Annotated in this window: 11 protein-coding genes, 1 pseudogene and 1 riboswitch; of the genes and pseudogenes, 4 read left to right on the top strand and 8 right to left on the bottom strand. The window is 57.8% G+C overall.

Going from position 1 to position 15,481, the window contains the following annotated elements; all coding sequences use genetic code 11:
* Nucleotide 1: 1 nt before the first annotated feature.
* The 6 genes from RMR24_RS05885 to recQ form a co-directional block, all read right to left on the bottom strand.
* Nucleotides 2-1,504 (bottom strand): ATP-binding cassette domain-containing protein, encoded by a 1,503-nt coding sequence (locus RMR24_RS05885; RefSeq protein ID WP_310614152.1) that lies wholly within the window; start codon nucleotides 1,502-1,504, stop codon nucleotides 2-4.
* Complete coding sequence (locus RMR24_RS05880) at nucleotides 1,501-3,438, bottom strand: ABC transporter permease (protein ID WP_310614151.1); 1,938 nt, start codon at nucleotides 3,436-3,438, stop codon at nucleotides 1,501-1,503. The genes RMR24_RS05885 and RMR24_RS05880 overlap by 4 nt, the downstream gene beginning before the upstream one ends.
* 68 nt (nucleotides 3,439-3,506) lie before the next feature.
* Entirely contained in the window at nucleotides 3,507-4,688 is a 1,182-nt protein-coding gene (locus RMR24_RS05875) for an ABC transporter substrate-binding protein (RefSeq protein ID WP_310614335.1), read from the bottom strand.
* 251 nt (nucleotides 4,689-4,939) lie between these two features.
* On the bottom strand, nucleotides 4,940-6,778 hold the full coding sequence (locus RMR24_RS05870; RefSeq protein ID WP_310614150.1) for a phosphoenolpyruvate carboxykinase (GTP): 1,839 nt from the start codon (nucleotides 6,776-6,778) through the stop codon (nucleotides 4,940-4,942).
* A 294-nt stretch (nucleotides 6,779-7,072) separates the two neighbouring features.
* Nucleotides 7,073-7,210, bottom strand: coding sequence for a hypothetical protein (locus RMR24_RS05865; RefSeq protein WP_310614149.1), 138 nt, complete (start codon nucleotides 7,208-7,210; stop codon nucleotides 7,073-7,075).
* Between the two features lie 102 nt (nucleotides 7,211-7,312).
* On the bottom strand, nucleotides 7,313-9,220 hold the full coding sequence (gene recQ, locus RMR24_RS05860) for a DNA helicase RecQ (protein ID WP_310614148.1): 1,908 nt from the start codon (nucleotides 9,218-9,220) through the stop codon (nucleotides 7,313-7,315).
* A 98-nt stretch (nucleotides 9,221-9,318) separates the two neighbouring features.
* On the opposite strand from recQ, the gene RMR24_RS05855 reads away from it, so the two are divergent.
* From RMR24_RS05855 to metH, 4 genes are all read left to right on the top strand, one after another.
* A complete protein-coding gene (locus RMR24_RS05855; protein ID WP_310614147.1) occupies nucleotides 9,319-10,362 on the top strand; it encodes a homocysteine S-methyltransferase family protein in 1,044 nt (347 codons plus the stop codon).
* 50 nt (nucleotides 10,363-10,412) lie between these two features.
* A complete protein-coding gene (locus RMR24_RS05850) occupies nucleotides 10,413-11,714 on the top strand; it encodes an amidase (protein WP_310614146.1) in 1,302 nt (433 codons plus the stop codon).
* A 122-nt stretch (nucleotides 11,715-11,836) separates the two neighbouring features.
* A complete protein-coding gene (locus RMR24_RS05845) occupies nucleotides 11,837-12,082 on the top strand; it encodes a hypothetical protein (protein WP_310614145.1) in 246 nt (81 codons plus the stop codon).
* 150 nt (nucleotides 12,083-12,232) lie between these two features.
* Nucleotides 12,233-12,325, top strand: a riboswitch (S-adenosyl-L-homocysteine riboswitch).
* Nucleotides 12,326-12,375: 50 nt separating this feature from the next.
* Nucleotides 12,376-15,099, top strand: a complete 2,724-nt coding sequence (gene metH / locus RMR24_RS05840; RefSeq protein WP_405023315.1) for a methionine synthase — start codon at nucleotides 12,376-12,378, stop codon at nucleotides 15,097-15,099.
* Here metH and RMR24_RS05835 read toward each other — a convergent pair.
* Nucleotides 15,096-15,323: a PsiF family protein gene (locus tag RMR24_RS05835; protein ID WP_310614143.1), complete on the bottom strand. Its 228-nt coding sequence runs from the start codon at nucleotides 15,321-15,323 to the stop codon at nucleotides 15,096-15,098. The two genes, metH and RMR24_RS05835, sit on opposite strands and share 4 nt — an antisense overlap.
* Before the next feature lie 28 nt (nucleotides 15,324-15,351).
* Nucleotides 15,352-15,481: pseudogene (locus tag RMR24_RS05830) on the bottom strand (IS30 family transposase); the annotation flags it as partial.

Genomic DNA, 15,481 nt, shown 5'->3' with positions numbered 1-15,481 from the left:
TTTAGGCCGACAGCACACCGCGGTCTAGTGTGTAGCTGCGGTCACTCACCCACTGCGCGAAGTGCGTGTTTTGTTCGGACAGCAGCACGCTCACACCTTGGCGTTTGAGCGCCAAAATCATTTCGCCCATTTGTTCGACGATGACAGGCGCCACGCCCTCAGAAGGCTCATCTAGCAACACCATCAGCGGGTTGCCCATGAGGGTGCGGGCGACGGTGAGCATTTGCTGTTCACCGCCGCTCATGTGGCTGGCGGGGCGTTGTTGCATGTCCGCCAAGTTAGGAAACAGCGCAAAGATTTGCTCGAGCGACCAAGATGGTGGCGTGTGCTCACTAAGGTCTGCGTCAGTCAACGCGTTGGCTGACAAATGCGCCAAATTGCGCTTGGTGTTCACTGCGAGTTGTAAATTTTCCAGCACAGTGAGATCGGTGAAGATGCGGCGGTCTTCTGGCACATAGCCAAGCCTCAACTGTGCCGCTTGATAGGGCTTAGCCTGTGAGATGTCATGTCCCGAAAAAATCACGCGGCCTGAGCTGCGCGGCATCAGGCCCATGATGGCTTTGAGCACACTGGACTTGCCTGCACCATTGCGTCCAATCAGCGCGACCACTTCGCCGCGTTGCACTTGCAGTTTTGCATCGAACACCACTTGGGCAGCCCCGTACCAAGCGCTCAAGCCGTGAACGTCTAGCAGTGGTGTGTCATGGCTCGGTGCGATGCGTGTCGTTGATGTCCCTTGTAGCTTTTCCGAAGTACCCAACGCTTTGCCACTGCCGAAGTACACGGCTTGCACATGCGGGTCGGCTTGAATTTTCGCGGGTGAGCCCTCTGCGATCAGTGCGCCACGCGCCATCACCAGCACGCGGTCGGCATGTTCAAACACCACGTCCATGCTGTGTTCGGTAAACAGCACGGCCACGCCGCGTTGGTTCACCAGGCTGCGTGTGAGCGACATCAGAGCCCGGCGCTCATCGGGGGCCATGCCAGCGGTGGGTTCGTCCATCAGCAATAAGCGCGGTTCGTTGGCCAACGCCATCGCGAGTTCAAGGCGTTTCACATCGCCGTAGGCGAGTTCGCTGCAAGGGCGTTTAGCTTGTGTGTCTAGCTGCACGCTTTCTAAAAGCTGTAGCGCATCTGCACGGCGGTAGTGCGTGGCGCGTTGCCAAGGAGAAAGCGAATGGCCATCGGCTGACAGCAACGCCATTTGCACGTTCTCAGCGACCGTGAGCGAACCAAACGTTTGTGCCATTTGAAACGTACGGCTCACGCCCATGCGCCACAGCTCGTGCGGTTTGCGACCTAGCAGCGATACACCGTCCAAGGTGATGCTGCCGTTGTCAGGCGCGAGCTGGCCGTTGACCAAATTGAAGGTGGTCGATTTGCCTGCGCCGTTGGGGCCGATGAGAGCCAGCAGTTCGCCGGCTTGCAAACTGAACGACACATCGTTCACGGCATGGTTGCCTCCGAAGGCTTTGTTTAGATGGTGAACGTTTAACAAGCTCATGTGGATGCACCTCGCACACGCCACCACAAAGCCTGAACTGACCCCGCAATGCCTTGCGGAAACACCAGCACCAATAGCAACATGCTGGCACCTAGCACTGCACGCCAATAATCAGTGCTGCGGGCCAAACTGTCTTGCAACGCCGTGAAGGTCACCGCACCCACCAGAGGGCCAACGAGCGTGTGCACGCCGCCGAGCATGACCATGACCAAACCATCGACCGATTTGCTCACGCCCAACACATCGGGGGAGATGCTGCCTTTCGAGAACGCAAACAAAGCACCTGCCAGACCTGCAAAGCCTGCAGCCACCACAAAGCCCAACCACTGCACATGCGCCACATCAAGGCCCATCGCTTCGGCACGACCCACCGAGTCACGGCTGGCACGCAGCGCGTAACCGAGGGGCGACATCAGCACACGGCGCAGCGCCAATACGCTGGCAGCCACCAAAGCCAAGGTGAGCCAGTAATACATGGCCTTGTCTTGTAACCAACCACCAGGCCACACCCCCGTGATGCCGTTGCTACCGCCCGTGAAGTCGTCCCACTGAAAACAAATAGACCACACAATTTGTGCAAACGCCAAAGTCAGCATGGCCAAGTACACGCCAGACAAACGCACCGCAAACCACGCGATGGGCGCTGCGACCAAAGCGCTGACGAGCGGTGCCAACAACAACGCGGCTTCGCTAGACACACCCGCACGCAACACCAGCAGCGCCGCCGCATACGCGCCTACGCCAAAGTAAGCGGCATGGCCAAACGAGTGCATGCCCGCAGGCCCCATGATGAAGTGCAAGCTGGCCGCGAACAAGGCAGCTATGAGCAGGTCAATGCCCAACACCAGCGTGTACGGCGAGTCCGCAGTGAACAAAGGCAACGCCAACAACGCAGCACCCACGCACAGCCATACCTGCTGTGAGCGAACACCGCCCAAAGCAAGTGGGCTTTCTTGTTCTGAGTTTGCACGCAGCGCACTTTGCGCTTGGCCCATCAAACCCCAAGGACGCACCATCAACACCGCAGCCATCACCAAAAATTCCGCGACGAGTGTGAGCTTGGAAAATGCCAACGACACACCTAAAATTTCCACCGTGCCCACGGCGATGCACAGCGCTTTGATTTCGGCAATCAACAAAGCCGCCACAAACGCGCCCGAGATGGAGCCCATGCCACCCACCACGACCACCACAAACGCGTCACCAATGGTGACCATGTCTAGCCCCAAGTGCGCGGGCTCGCGTGGCAGTTGCAGTGCGCCGCCCAAGCCCGCCAGTGCGCAGCCCAGGGCAAACACTGCGGTGAACAAGTGGCGGGGGTTCACGCCCAAGGCCCCCAATATCTCGCGGTCTTGCGTGGCAGCCCGAACCAACACGCCAAAGCGCGTGCGCTGCAAGCACCACCACAGCACGCCCAACACCAATGGGCCCATGGCAATTAGAAACAGGTCATAGGTGGGAAAACGGCGGCCCAAAATGTCCACTGCACCGCTCAGTCCTGGTGCGCGTGGCCCCAGCAAATCTTCTGCGCCCCAAAACATCAGCGTGCCGTCTTGAATGACCAACACCAAGGCAAAGGTGGCGAGCAATTGAAACAACTCTGGCGCTTTGTAAATGCGGCGCAGCACCAGCACCTCGACCAATGCGCCCAACACACCCGTGACGAGTGCTGCGCACAGCATGAGCAAAAAGTAGGCGGTGGTTTGGCTGGCTGCACCGCCAAGCACAACGCTCAAAGCCGACGACACCATCGGCGCAGCGTGTGACACGAGCGAGTAAGCCACATACACACCCAGCATGAAGAACGAGCCATGTGCAAAGTTGACGATGCGCGTCACGCCAAAGATGAGCGACAAACCCGCCGCCACCAAGAACAAAGACGACGCGCTGGCCAACCCGTTGAGGGCTTGTACAAAGAGACTGGCGGCGTCCATCAGGTGTGTCGGTTTGAAATTAAAACGCCCGCAAGAGGCGGGCGTTGTGGGTTCGGTTTGAACGGCGTTTAATTGCTCGGTCTGAGTTTTTTCACAACGTCATCGCTGGGTTGCACAGTGGCGCCATCGATGTAGCGGTAGTCTACCAACACGCCCTTGCCATTCTCGTTTTTGGTGCGTCCCAAGAACGCGCCCATGGTGGACTGGTTGTCTTGTTTGCGGAAGGTGGCTTTGCCAAATGGTGTGGTGAAGTTCAAGCCGCTGAACGCCGTGACCAGTTTTTCAGTCTCAGTGCTCTTGGCCTTACCAATGCCTGCAGCCAAAGCCTGAATCATGCTGTAGCCTACGACCGAGCCTAAGCGAGGATGGTCGTTGTACTTGCGGTGGTAGGCCAAGTAAAAAGCTTTGTGCTCGGGTGTTTGCACGCCGTACCACGGATAGCCGGTCACGATCCAGCCATTGGGCGTTTCGTCTTTGAGCGGTTCCAAATACTCGGGCTCGCCGGTCAAGAGGCTCACCACCTCGCGGCCCTGGAACAGCCCGCGTGTGTTGCCTTCGCGCACAAACTTGGACAGGTCGGTGGCAAACAACACGTTGAAGATGGCGTCGGGTTTGGCGTCGGCCAGAGCTTGCGTCACCGAGCCTGCATCAATTTTTCCGAGTGCTGGCGCTTGCTCGCCCACAAACTCCACATCAGGCTGCGCAGCCTTCAACAGTTGTTTGAAGGTGGCGGCAGCCGACTGGCCGTATTCGTAGTTGGGGTACACCACGGCCCAGCGTTTTTTCTTGAGCTTGGCGGCTTCGGGCACCAACATGGCCACTTGCATGTAAGTGCTGGCGCGCAGGCGGTAGGTGTAGCGGTTGCCGTTTTGCCACACCAATTTGTCGGTCAGCGGCTCACCCGCGAGGAAGAACACCTTGCGCTGCTTGGCAAAGTCGCCCAGCGCCAAACCGATGTGCGACAGGAAAGCGCCCGAGAGCACATCGACCTTCTCGCGGCTCAGCAGTTCTTCGGCGGCACGCACAGCGTCGCCGGGAGAGGCGTTGTCGTCACGGGTGATGAGTTGCAGCGGCTTGCCGTTCACGCCACCCGCGGCGTTGATTTCTTCCACCGCCAACTCCATGCCCTTTTTGTAGGGGTCAAGGAAAGCAGGCTGGGCTTTGTAGCTGTTGATCTCACCGATTTTGATAATGTTTTGCGCGAAGGCGGGCAAGGCGGCCACGCCGAAGATCAGGGCAGCGGTACGCAGGGCAGATGCGAGGGTGGTGTTCACGACAGAGGCCTTTGAAAGCGGTCGCTGGCTTGAGCAGCCAGCGTTAAAAACAGTGAAGAATGGATTGTCTTGTAAAAGGCAAAGCCCTTTGCATACGAACAGCATGAATTGCCGCGCAAACAGGAGTGCCAAACAAGAAGCCCCGCAAGCTTTGCAGCTTGCGGGGCTATGGCCTTGAACGGTCAACGCGCACAGCACACAGCCAGGGCTGTGTGCCGATGCAGCTGTTAGGCCTCCAAACGAGCAGCCAGAGCCGCCTTGGTGGTCGTCATCTCTGCGGGCAAGTGGTAAGCCAACTGCGTGAACAATTCTTCGTGCAGTTTCAACTCAGCCACCCAAGCGGCTTTGTCGATGTTGGTGACGGTGTTGAATTGTTCCGATGTGAAGTTCAAACCAGTCCAGTTGATTTCTTCATACGTGGGGCTCACGCCGAACACGTTTTCTTTGCCCTTGGCTTGACCTTCGATGCGGTCAATCATCCACTTCAAGACGCGCATGTTTTCGCCGTAGCCTGGCCACACAAATTTGCCGTCGTCGCCTTTACGGAACCAGTTGACGCAGTAAATCGATGGCACTTTGGCGCCGCCCGCTTTGAGCTTGTCGCCCATGTCGAGCCAATGCTGGAAGTAGTCGCTCATGTTGTAGCCCATGAAAGGCAACATGGCAAAGGGGTCACGGCGCACCACGCCCTGTTGGCCAGCGGCGGCAGCGGTGGTCTCAGAGCCCATGGTCGCAGCCATGTAAACGCCTTCGGTCCAGTTGCGTGCTTCGGTGACCAAAGGCACTGTGGTGGAGCGGCGGCCGCCGAAGATGAACGCGTCAATCGCCACGCCGTTGGCGTCGTCCCACTGGCTGTCTAAGGCTGGGTTGTTGGTGGCAGCCACAGTAAAGCGCGCGTTGGGGTGGGCTGCTTTGGCGCCAGTTTCTTTGGCGATGGCAGGGGTCCAGTCTTTGCCTTGCCAGTCGATCAAGTGGTCTGGCAACTGGCCGGTGTCTTTTTCCATGCCTTCCCACCACACGTCGCCGTCGTCGGTCAACGCGACGTTGGTGTAAATGACGTTTTTGTCCAAGCTGGCCATGCAGTTGGGGTTGGTGTGGAAGTTGGTGCCAGGGGCGACGCCAAAGTAGCCGGCCTCTGGGTTGATGGCGTACAACTTGCCGTCAGCGTTGGGCTTGATCCAAGCAATGTCGTCACCGATGGTGGTGACTTTCCAACCATCGAAGCCTTCAGGCGGCACCAACATAGAGAAGTTGGTTTTGCCACAAGCGCTGGGGAAAGCGGCTGCGACGTGGTACTTCTTGCCTTGTGGGTTGGTCACGCCCAAGATGAGCATGTGCTCGGCCAACCATCCTTGGTCGCGGCCCATGTTGGACGCGATGCGCAAAGCAAAGCACTTCTTGCCCAACAAAGCGTTGCCGCCGTAGCCTGAGCCGTAAGACCAGATTTCGCGGGTCTCTGGGTAGTGCACGATGTATTTGGTTTTGTTGCATGGCCACTTCACGTCGGCTTCGCCGGCTGTCAAAGGTGCGCCCACGGTGTGCACGCAAGGCACGAATGAACCATCTGTACCGATGACGTCGTACACAGCTTTGCCCATGCGGGTCATGATTTTTTGGCTCACGGCAACGTAGGGGCTGTCGGACAACTCAATGCCAACGTGCGCAATGTGTGAGCCCATGGGGCCCATGCTGAAAGGAATCACATACATGGTGCGGCCCTTCATGCAGCCGTCAAACAATGGTTGCAAGGTGGTGCGCATTTCGGCGGGGGCCATCCAATTGTTGGTGGGGCCGGCGTTTTCTTTTTTCTCTGAACAGATGTAGGTGCGGTCTTCCACGCGCGCCACGTCAGTTGGGTCAGAGCAAGCCAAGAACGAATTAGGGCGCTTGGCGGGGTTGAGCTTTTTGAAGGTGCCGTTGTCAACCAGCAATTGGCACAAGCGCTCGTATTCTTCTTGGCTACCGTCACACCAGTAAACGGTGTCGGGTTTGCATAAGGCTGCCATCTCGCCGACCCAAGCGACCAGCTTGGGGTTTTTTACAAATGCGGGTGCATGGATGTTCATGAAAAGCTCCTAAGTCAAAAAATTGAGGTCAGAGCCCTGCGCGTTGCTGCGAGGCGCTGACCTCAATTCATTGCCGCTGGCCTACACCGAGCGAATGTCTATTTTATGAAACTCTGGCCTGTCCCAAGCTTGCAAAAACCCTAAGAGTTACATGAAAACCTCAAAAAGTATTACTTAGTAGGTTGTTTTGTGTAACTTCTAGAGTAAGGCCCTAGGTGTAAGTTACAAAGAAAAAGCGCCTAAAAAGGCGCTTTTGATGGGTGAGGCCGACAAGCCGTAGGCCCCATCAAGACTTTAAGCCATGAACATGGCGATGAAGATCATCAAAAACATGAGTACGCCGCCAGCCAGCGGAAGCACGATGGGCATCATCGGCACGATGGCTTCAACAACGTCTTGCTCGCTGCTGTGTGCGTGTTGGTGTTCGGACATGTGTTGACTCCTAAAGAGGGATTTGTGTTGTGTGAGATTCTAGGGGACTTATGCCGTAAGTCTGTCCTTGCCGCGACAGAGTCAACCCGGCATGCCGATGTTTTAAGCCGGCAGGGCCACCACGCGTAGCACTTCGTCGCCATACGCTTCGAGTTTTTTGGCCCCGATGCCAGCAATGCCTTGCAGGGCTTCCAGGTCTTGCGGTTCGGCTTGCGCAATGGCTGCCAATGTGGCGTCGTGGAAGATGACATAGGCGGGCAAGTTGTGCGAACGTGCCACCTCGGCACGCCAGGCTTTGAGGGCGTCGTAGCGTTGTTGGCCTGCATCGTCCAGCGCAATGGGGGCGGGTTTGGAGGTGCCGCTGGCACCCTTGGCTTTGCGGTCGCCTTTGCGGTCCGCGGGGGTGGACACCGAGGCACGCAGCCGCACCGACACATCGCCTTTCAGGACGGCGCGTGAGGCCTCGGTCAAATACAAGGTGTTGAAGGCTTGCGCGTCCACGCCCAAAGCCCCCAAGGCAATCAGTTGGCGCAGCACACCGCGCAGCTGCACCTCGCTGAAATGCGCGCCAATGCCAAAGGTGCTGAGTTTCTCGTGACCATATTGGCTCACCTTCTCGGTGGCTTTGCCACGCAAGATGTCCATCATGTGGCCCGCGCCAAACGACATGCCGCTTTGCTGCTTGACGCGGTAAATGGTGGATAGCAACATGCGGGCGGCTTCTGTGCCGTCCCAAATGTCTGGGGGCTGTAGGCAGTTGTCGCAGTTGCCACAAGTCAACCGAACTTGCCCGTCCTCGGCTGATTTGTAGGTCTCATCGAAATAGCCCAGCAGTCGCACCCGTCTGCAGTCCGTGGCTTCGGCCAAGGCCAGCAGCGCATCTAGCTTGCCGCGCATGGCTTGTTTGAAATCTTCGGCTGCAGGGCTTTCGTCGATCATGCGGCGTTGGTTCACCACGTCGTTCAAGCCGTAGGCCATCCACGCATGGGCGGCTTGGCCGTCGCGGCCGCCACGGCCGGTTTCTTGGTAATAGCCTTCGATGTTTTTGGGCATGTCCAAGTGCGCCACAAAGCGCACATCCGGCTTGTCGATGCCCATGCCAAATGCGATGGTGGCCACCATCACCAAACCTTCTTCACGCAAAAAGCGGTTCTGGTGTTTCTGTCGAATGGCACTGTCCAAGCCCGCGTGATACGGCAGGGCGGCGATGCCTGCGTCGCACAAATTCTTGGCCACTTCTTCTACGCGTTTGCGCGATTGGCAATACACGATGCCGCTGTCTTGCCAGTCGGGGCCTGTGTGTTCGCGCTGGATGAAACGCAGCAGTTGCAGCGAAGCATCTTTTTTCTCAACGATGGTGTAACGGATGTTCGGGCGGTCAAAGCTGCTGACGAACTGTTCCGCGTCTTCGAGCTGCAAGCGCTCCACAATGTCGGCCCGCGTGAGCGCGTCAGCGGTGGCGGTCAGCGCCATACGCGGCACACCCGCGTAGCGTTCGTGCAGCACGGTGAGTGCGCGGTATTCGGGGCGGAAGTCGTGGCCCCATTGGCTCACGCAATGCGCTTCGTCAATCGCGAAAAGGCTGAGCTGGCCTTGCTCGTGCAGGGCATCGAGTTGCGCCAAAAACCGCGGCGTGGTGATGCGTTCGGGCGCGGCGTACAGCAGGGTGATGTCGCCTCGGCGCAGGCGTTGTTCCACCGCGTTGGCTTCTTCACCGCTGAGGCTGGAATTTAAAAATGCGGCTTCCACACCCGCTTCGTGCAACGCACCCACTTGGTCGTGCATGAGCGCAATGAGCGGCGACACCACGATGGTGATGCCGTGTCCGGCGCGTTGACGCGCAATGGCCGGAATTTGGTAACACAGCGATTTGCCGCCACCCGTGGGCATGAGCACCAGCGCATCGCCGCCACCGCACACGTGGTTGACGATGGCTTCTTGGGGGCCGCGAAAGGCGTTGTAGCCAAAGACTTCGTGCAGGATGTCTTGAGGGTTCACCGGTGTGGACACAGCAGCTTTCGTCTTGCGCAGACATCGCTGGCGTGTGGATATAAGGGTGTGAACGAGGGCATGAGCCGCCTATTGTCTCTGCTTCTTACAATGGTCGGATGACTCAAGCCTACACACGCGCAAAAGAATTACCCGCCATCTTGGCCAAACGCATCGCCATCCTTGACGGGGCGATGGGCACCATGATTCAGCGTTTCAAATTAGACGAAACGCAATACAGGGGCGAGCGCTTCAAAGACTTTCACAAAGACGTGAAGGGCAACAACGAATTACTCAGCCTCACGCGCCCCGACGTGATTCGTGACATCCACGAGCGCTACTTGGCTGCGGGTGCTGACCTGATCGAGACGAACACCTTTGGCGCCACCACCATTGCCCAGGCCGACTACGACATGGCCGACCTGGCCTACGAGATGAACCTGGCCTCAGCGCGCATTGCACGCGCAGCCTGCGACAAATACAGCACGCCCGACAAGCCTCGCTTCGTGGCAGGTGCCGTCGGCCCCACGCCCAAAACTGCCAGCATCAGCCCCGATGTGAACGATGCAGGCGCGCGCAATGTGAACTTTGAAGAACTACGCGCCGCCTATTACGACCAAGTCAAAGCTTTGGTTGAAGGCGGCTCAGACGTGTTGCTGGTCGAAACTATTTTTGACACGCTCAACGCCAAAGCTGCACTGTTTGCGATTGAAGAATTTTTTGAAGCCTCGGGCGAGCGCCTGCCTCTGATCATCAGCGGCACGGTGACCGATGCTTCAGGCCGCATCTTGAGCGGTCAAACCGTGACTGCGTTTTGGCATAGCGTGCGCCACTCACAACCGCTGGCCATCGGCCTGAACTGCGCCTTGGGTGCGACGCTGATGCGCCCCTATATCCAAGAGCTCAACAAAGTCGCGGGCGACACCTTCATCAGCTGTTACCCCAACGCGGGCTTGCCCAACCCTATGAGCGACACCGGCTTTGACGAAACGCCGGATGTGACCAGCCGCTTGCTGCACGAGTTTGCGGCTGAAGGCTTGGTCAACATCGTGGGCGGCTGCTGCGGCACCACGCCCGAGCACATCGCGGCCATTGGCAGCGCAGTAGCTGACCAAAAGGCACGTGCTTTGAGCGCGGGGCCTTTTTACCGCGAAGCAGCGTAAACGCACGTGACTGCGGCTGAACATCAGCCATAAACCGGAGACTCCCCCCTATGTCAAAGCTTCCCTTGAGCGCCTGCGAGGCCGCACATCAATTGGCTCAACGCACCTTGCGTGCTGAAGACTTGGTGCGCGATTGCCTAGAGCGCATCGATGCCCGCGAGCCGCAAGTGCAAGCCTGGACCCATGTGGCGCGTGAGGCTGCCTTGGCAAGGGCGAAAGCTTTGGACCAAGGCGCGCATCAAGGTTTGCTGCATGGCTTGCCGATTGCCGTGAAAGACCTCATTGCCACTGCCGACATGCCCACGTCGTATGGCTCGCCCATTTATGCCGGCCATCAACCCGCGAATGACGCCACCTGCGTGGCCTTGGCACGAGAGGCAGGTGCGGTGGTGTTGGGCAAAACCGTGACCACCGAGTTCGCCACCTTTCAACCCAACCAAACTCGCAACCCGTACAACCTCGCGCACACGCCCGGTGGCTCGTCCTCAGGCTCTGCCGCTGCCGTGGCCGATGGCATGGTGCCGCTGGCTTTGGGCACACAAACCGCAGGCTCGCTCATGCGGCCTGCGGCTTATTGCGGTGTGGTGGCGTTCAAGCCCAGCTTTGGCGGCATCAATCGCGCGGGCGCCAAGCCCTTGTCTGACACCTTGGACACCGTGGGCACCATCGCCCGCAGCGTGCCCGATGCCGCTTTGTTTGCGGCGGCATTAACGGGTCGCTCGACGTGGCTTGTGCGCCCCTTGGTAGAGCATGTGTCGCGCCCTTTGCGTGTGGGCATTTGCCACACCTACGAATGGGCGCAGGCATTGCCCGAAACACAGGCTGCCATGCAAAACGCGGCTGATGTCATTCGGGGCAATGCAGGCATGGCGCTTCGCGACGTGCAGTTGCCCGTGGACTACCAACAGTTGGCGCAAGCGCAAACCTACATCCAGTTGGCAGAGCAAGCTCAGTGTTTTGCGTCTGAGCGCTTGAACCATTGGGCGCAACTGAGCCCATGTTTGCAGGGCATCGTGCAGGCAGGTTTGGCTGTGACGGTTGAGCAATACGACCAAGCCCAAGCGCTGGTGGCGCGTTGCCGCGCGCAATTGGCCAATGTGTTTCAAGAGGTCGATGTGCTGTTGGCACCGAGCGCCCCTGGTGCTGCGCCGCTTGGGCTAGACAACACGGGTGACCCCGTGTTTTGCCGCATATGGACGGTGTTGCACACACCCACCGTCAACATTCCTGCTGGCTTTGCGCCCAATGGCATGCCCGTGGGTTTGCAGGTGGTCGGGCCACTTGGGGCGGATGCGTTCACCTTGTCGGCGGCGCATGCTTTGCACGCCTGCTTGGACGCTTCGTACAAGTGAGGCGAGTTTGCTTTTCACTCGCAACAAATGTGAGTGGAAAGAGGGGCGTATACGCCAGTTGGCGGATTTACAGCGGGCAGTCAAATTATGAGAATTCGTGAAATTGAAAAAATTGTCACGACATGTCAGAAGCAACATTTATTGAAACCCCAGCCGGCCGTCACCTCAAGAGCCGTGTCGATGCCGTCATGGCCATTTACAAAGAACACGGCCATGTGAACCGTTCGCTGATCTCCGAAAAGTTGGCGCTTAGCAAGCTGCAATCTAGCCAATTGCTGCGCGAATTTTTAAGCGCCCACGCGCCTGTGCTGGCGTGGGACAACTTCAAAAACGGCTACAAAGCCCACAGCAAATTCAAAGCTCACTGAGCCGGTTTTTGCGATACGACGCGTACCAAAAAACGCATTCCACCCCTTGCGTGAGGGTGAAACCTGCGATGGGGTCGCAAGATTTTTGGTGTGTGCGGCATTTTCGGTGGCCTGTGGGGTCTGCTGCAGTGCAGCGGTTAAAATACAACCTTCCCCAAGGAGCGTTGCAGCTTCACCCGTCCTTTAGGACTCGCGCGTGAAGTCAGGCTTGGGGCAAATTTTTTGCAACGACGCTCACCTGTTTTGTCAGCCCCCAGGTGAGTACCCCCATGAATTCCACTGCAGTTCCCCCCATGAAGTTGTCTGGCCTTGAGCCAGTCTCCATCGGCGAGGGCAGTTTGTTTGTCAACGTTGGCGAGCGCACCAACGTCACGGGCTCCAAAGCCTTTGCGCGCATGATTTTGAACGGCGAGTACGAACAAGCTCTGGCTGTGGCGCGTCAGCAAGTGGAAAACGGCGCACAGGTGATTGACGTCAACATGGACGAAGCCATGCTCGACAGCCAAGCCGCGATGGTGCGCTTTCTTAACCTGATGGCGGGCGAGCCCGACATTGCACGTGTGCCGGTGATGGTGGATTCATCCAAGTGGTCGGTCATCGAAGCGGGCTTGCGTTGCATCCAAGGCAAGGGCATCGTCAACTCCATCAGCATGAAAGAAGGCTTGGACGAGTTCAAGCGTCAAGCCACGCTGGTCAAGCGCTACGGCGCAGCAGCGGTGGTGATGGCGTTTGACGAAAAAGGCCAAGCCGACACCTATGCGCGCAAGATTGAAATTTGCGAACGCGCCTACCGCGTGTTGGTAGACGAAGTGGGCTTTCCACCCGAAGACATCATCTTCGACCCCAACATCTTCGCGATTGCCACCGGCATCGAAGAGCACGACAACTACGCGGTGGACTTCATCGAAGCCACGCGTTGGATCAAACAAAACCTGCCCGGCGCGAAGGTGAGTGGCGGTGTGTCCAACGTGAGCTTTTCATTCCGCGGCAACGACCCTGTGCGCGAAGCCATTCACACCGTGTTTCTGTACCACGCCATCCAAGCAGGCATGGACATGGGCATCGTCAACGCAGGCATGGTGGGCGTGTATGACGACCTCGAACCCACACTGCGCGAGCGCGTGGAAGACGTGGTGCTGAACCGTGTGCCCCAATACAAAGACGGCGAAGCGCACCTGACCCCAGGCGAGCGCCTGATTGAAGTGGCGGAAACCGCCAAAGGCGCCGCCAAAGACGACAGCCAAAAACTCGCTTGGCGCGGCACACCTGACGCGTCAGTGAGTGTGGCGCAGCGACTGTCGCATTCGCTGGTGCACGGCATCACCGACTTCATCAACGACGACACCGAAGAGGCGTATCGCGAGATTTTGTCCAAGGGTGGTCGCCCTTTGCATGTCATCGAAGGTCCGTTGATGGACGGCATGAACGTGGTGGGTGATTTGTTTGGCCAAGGCAAGATGTTCTTGCCGCAGGTGGTTAAGAGTGCCCGCGTGATGAAGCAGGCGGTGGCGCATTTGCTGCCCTACATCGAAGCCGAAAAACTCGCGCAAGAAGCGGCAGGCGAAGACGTGAAAGCCAAGGGCAAGATCGTGATCGCCACGGTCAAGGGCGACGTGCACGACATTGGCAAAAACATCGTCACCGTGGTCTTGCAGTGCAACAACTACGAAGTGGTCAACATGGGCGTGATGGTGCCTTGCCACGAAATTTTGGCCAAAGCCAAAGAAGAAAACGCAGACATCATTGGCTTGTCGGGCCTCATCACACCGTCGCTGGAAGAAATGCAATACGTGGCCAGCGAGATGGAGAAAGACCCGTATTTCCGTGACCGTCAAATACCATTGCTGATTGGTGGCGCCACTTGCAGCCGCGTCCACACCGCTGTGAAGATTGCCCCCAACTACAGCGGCCCCGTGGTGTACGTGCCCGATGCCTCTCGCAGCGTGAGCGTGGCCCAAGGTTTGTTGTCGGACCTTGCTGCCAAATACATTGCCGAGCTCAATGCCGATTACGCCAATGTGCGCGAACAACACGCCAACAAAAAGCAAACACCTTTGGTGACCTTGGCCCAAGCGCGCGCCAACGCCACGATCATCAGCTGGGACAACTACACACCCGCCAAGCCCAAGTTCATTGGCCGCCGTGTGTTCAAAAACTTTGACCTCGCTGAGCTTGAGAAATACATCGACTGGGCCCCGTTCTTCCAAACCTGGGATTTGGCAGGTCCATTCCCCGCCATCTTGGACGACGAAATCGTGGGCGTGGAAGCCAAAAAGGTGTACGCCGACGGCCAAGCGATGCTGAAAAAAATCATCGCCAACCGCTGGCTCACGGCCAACGCGGTGGTGGGCTTGTACCCTGCACAGCGCGTGGGCGACGACATTGTTTTGTACGCCGATGAATCCCGCCAGCAGCAGGTGATGACCTGGCACGGTTTGCGCCAACAAACGGTCAAACCAAACAACAACCCCAACCGTTGTTTGGCCGACTTTGTGGCCGACCAAACTCAAGCTGCCGACTATGTGGGATTGTTTGCGGTCACCGCAGGCCTAGGCGCAGAGAAGCAAGAAAAGCGTTTCATCGAAGCGCACGACGACTACTCGGCCATTTTGTTCAAAGCCTTGGCCGACCGCTTGGCCGAAGCCTTTGCCGAGTGCATGCACCACCGCGTGCGCACCGACTTGTGGGGCTACGCGGCAGATGAGGCCTTGAGCAACCAAGACCTGATCCAAGAAAAATACCAAGGCATTCGCCCCGCACCGGGCTACCCCGCTTGCCCAGACCACAGTGCTAAGAAAGACATGTTTGCGTTGCTGCAGTGCGAGGACATCGACATGGGCTTGACCAGCAGCTTGGCCATGACACCCGCTGCCAGCGTGAGTGGTTTTTACTTGGCGCACCCCGAGGCGACGTACTTTAACGTGGGCCGAATTGGCGACGATCAAGTGCACGACTTGGCACAGCGCCAAGTCGTGCCCGTGAAAGACTTAGAACGCTTGCTGGCGCCTAACCTTTAGCCCTTCAAGCACGCACTCATTTTTGTTTTGCGGTCGTCGCCTTTCATGCCTTTGGCTTCGGCATTGCAACGCTTCATCTTGTCTTGTTGTGTGCCTTTGGGTTTTTTCTCCTCCATGGTCTTGGCGGGCGTTTTGTTGGCTTGCGTTACTTTTTCGTCTTGAGCTTGGACTTGAGCCGTGACCAAGCAAAACCCAAGAGCGGCGATGTGTAAGAGCTTTTTCATAAATTTCTTTCTAAAAGAGAAGGCGGATTCAAGGACGAAGTGCAACACGCTTTAACGAGGCATGGAATACCTCGTGAGGTGTCTTGAATCCTAGTCGCTTTCTGGGGCGGTGATTCAATCGGTTTTCAATCATAGTCAATTCCTCATCCGTCACGGTT

It is taken from the genome of Limnohabitans sp. (assembly GCF_031539105.1).
Taxonomy (GTDB): Bacteria; Pseudomonadota; Gammaproteobacteria; order Burkholderiales; family Burkholderiaceae_C; genus Limnohabitans.
Note: the sequence above shows the minus strand (reverse complement) of the source record. Positions and strands in the feature narration are given on the sequence as shown.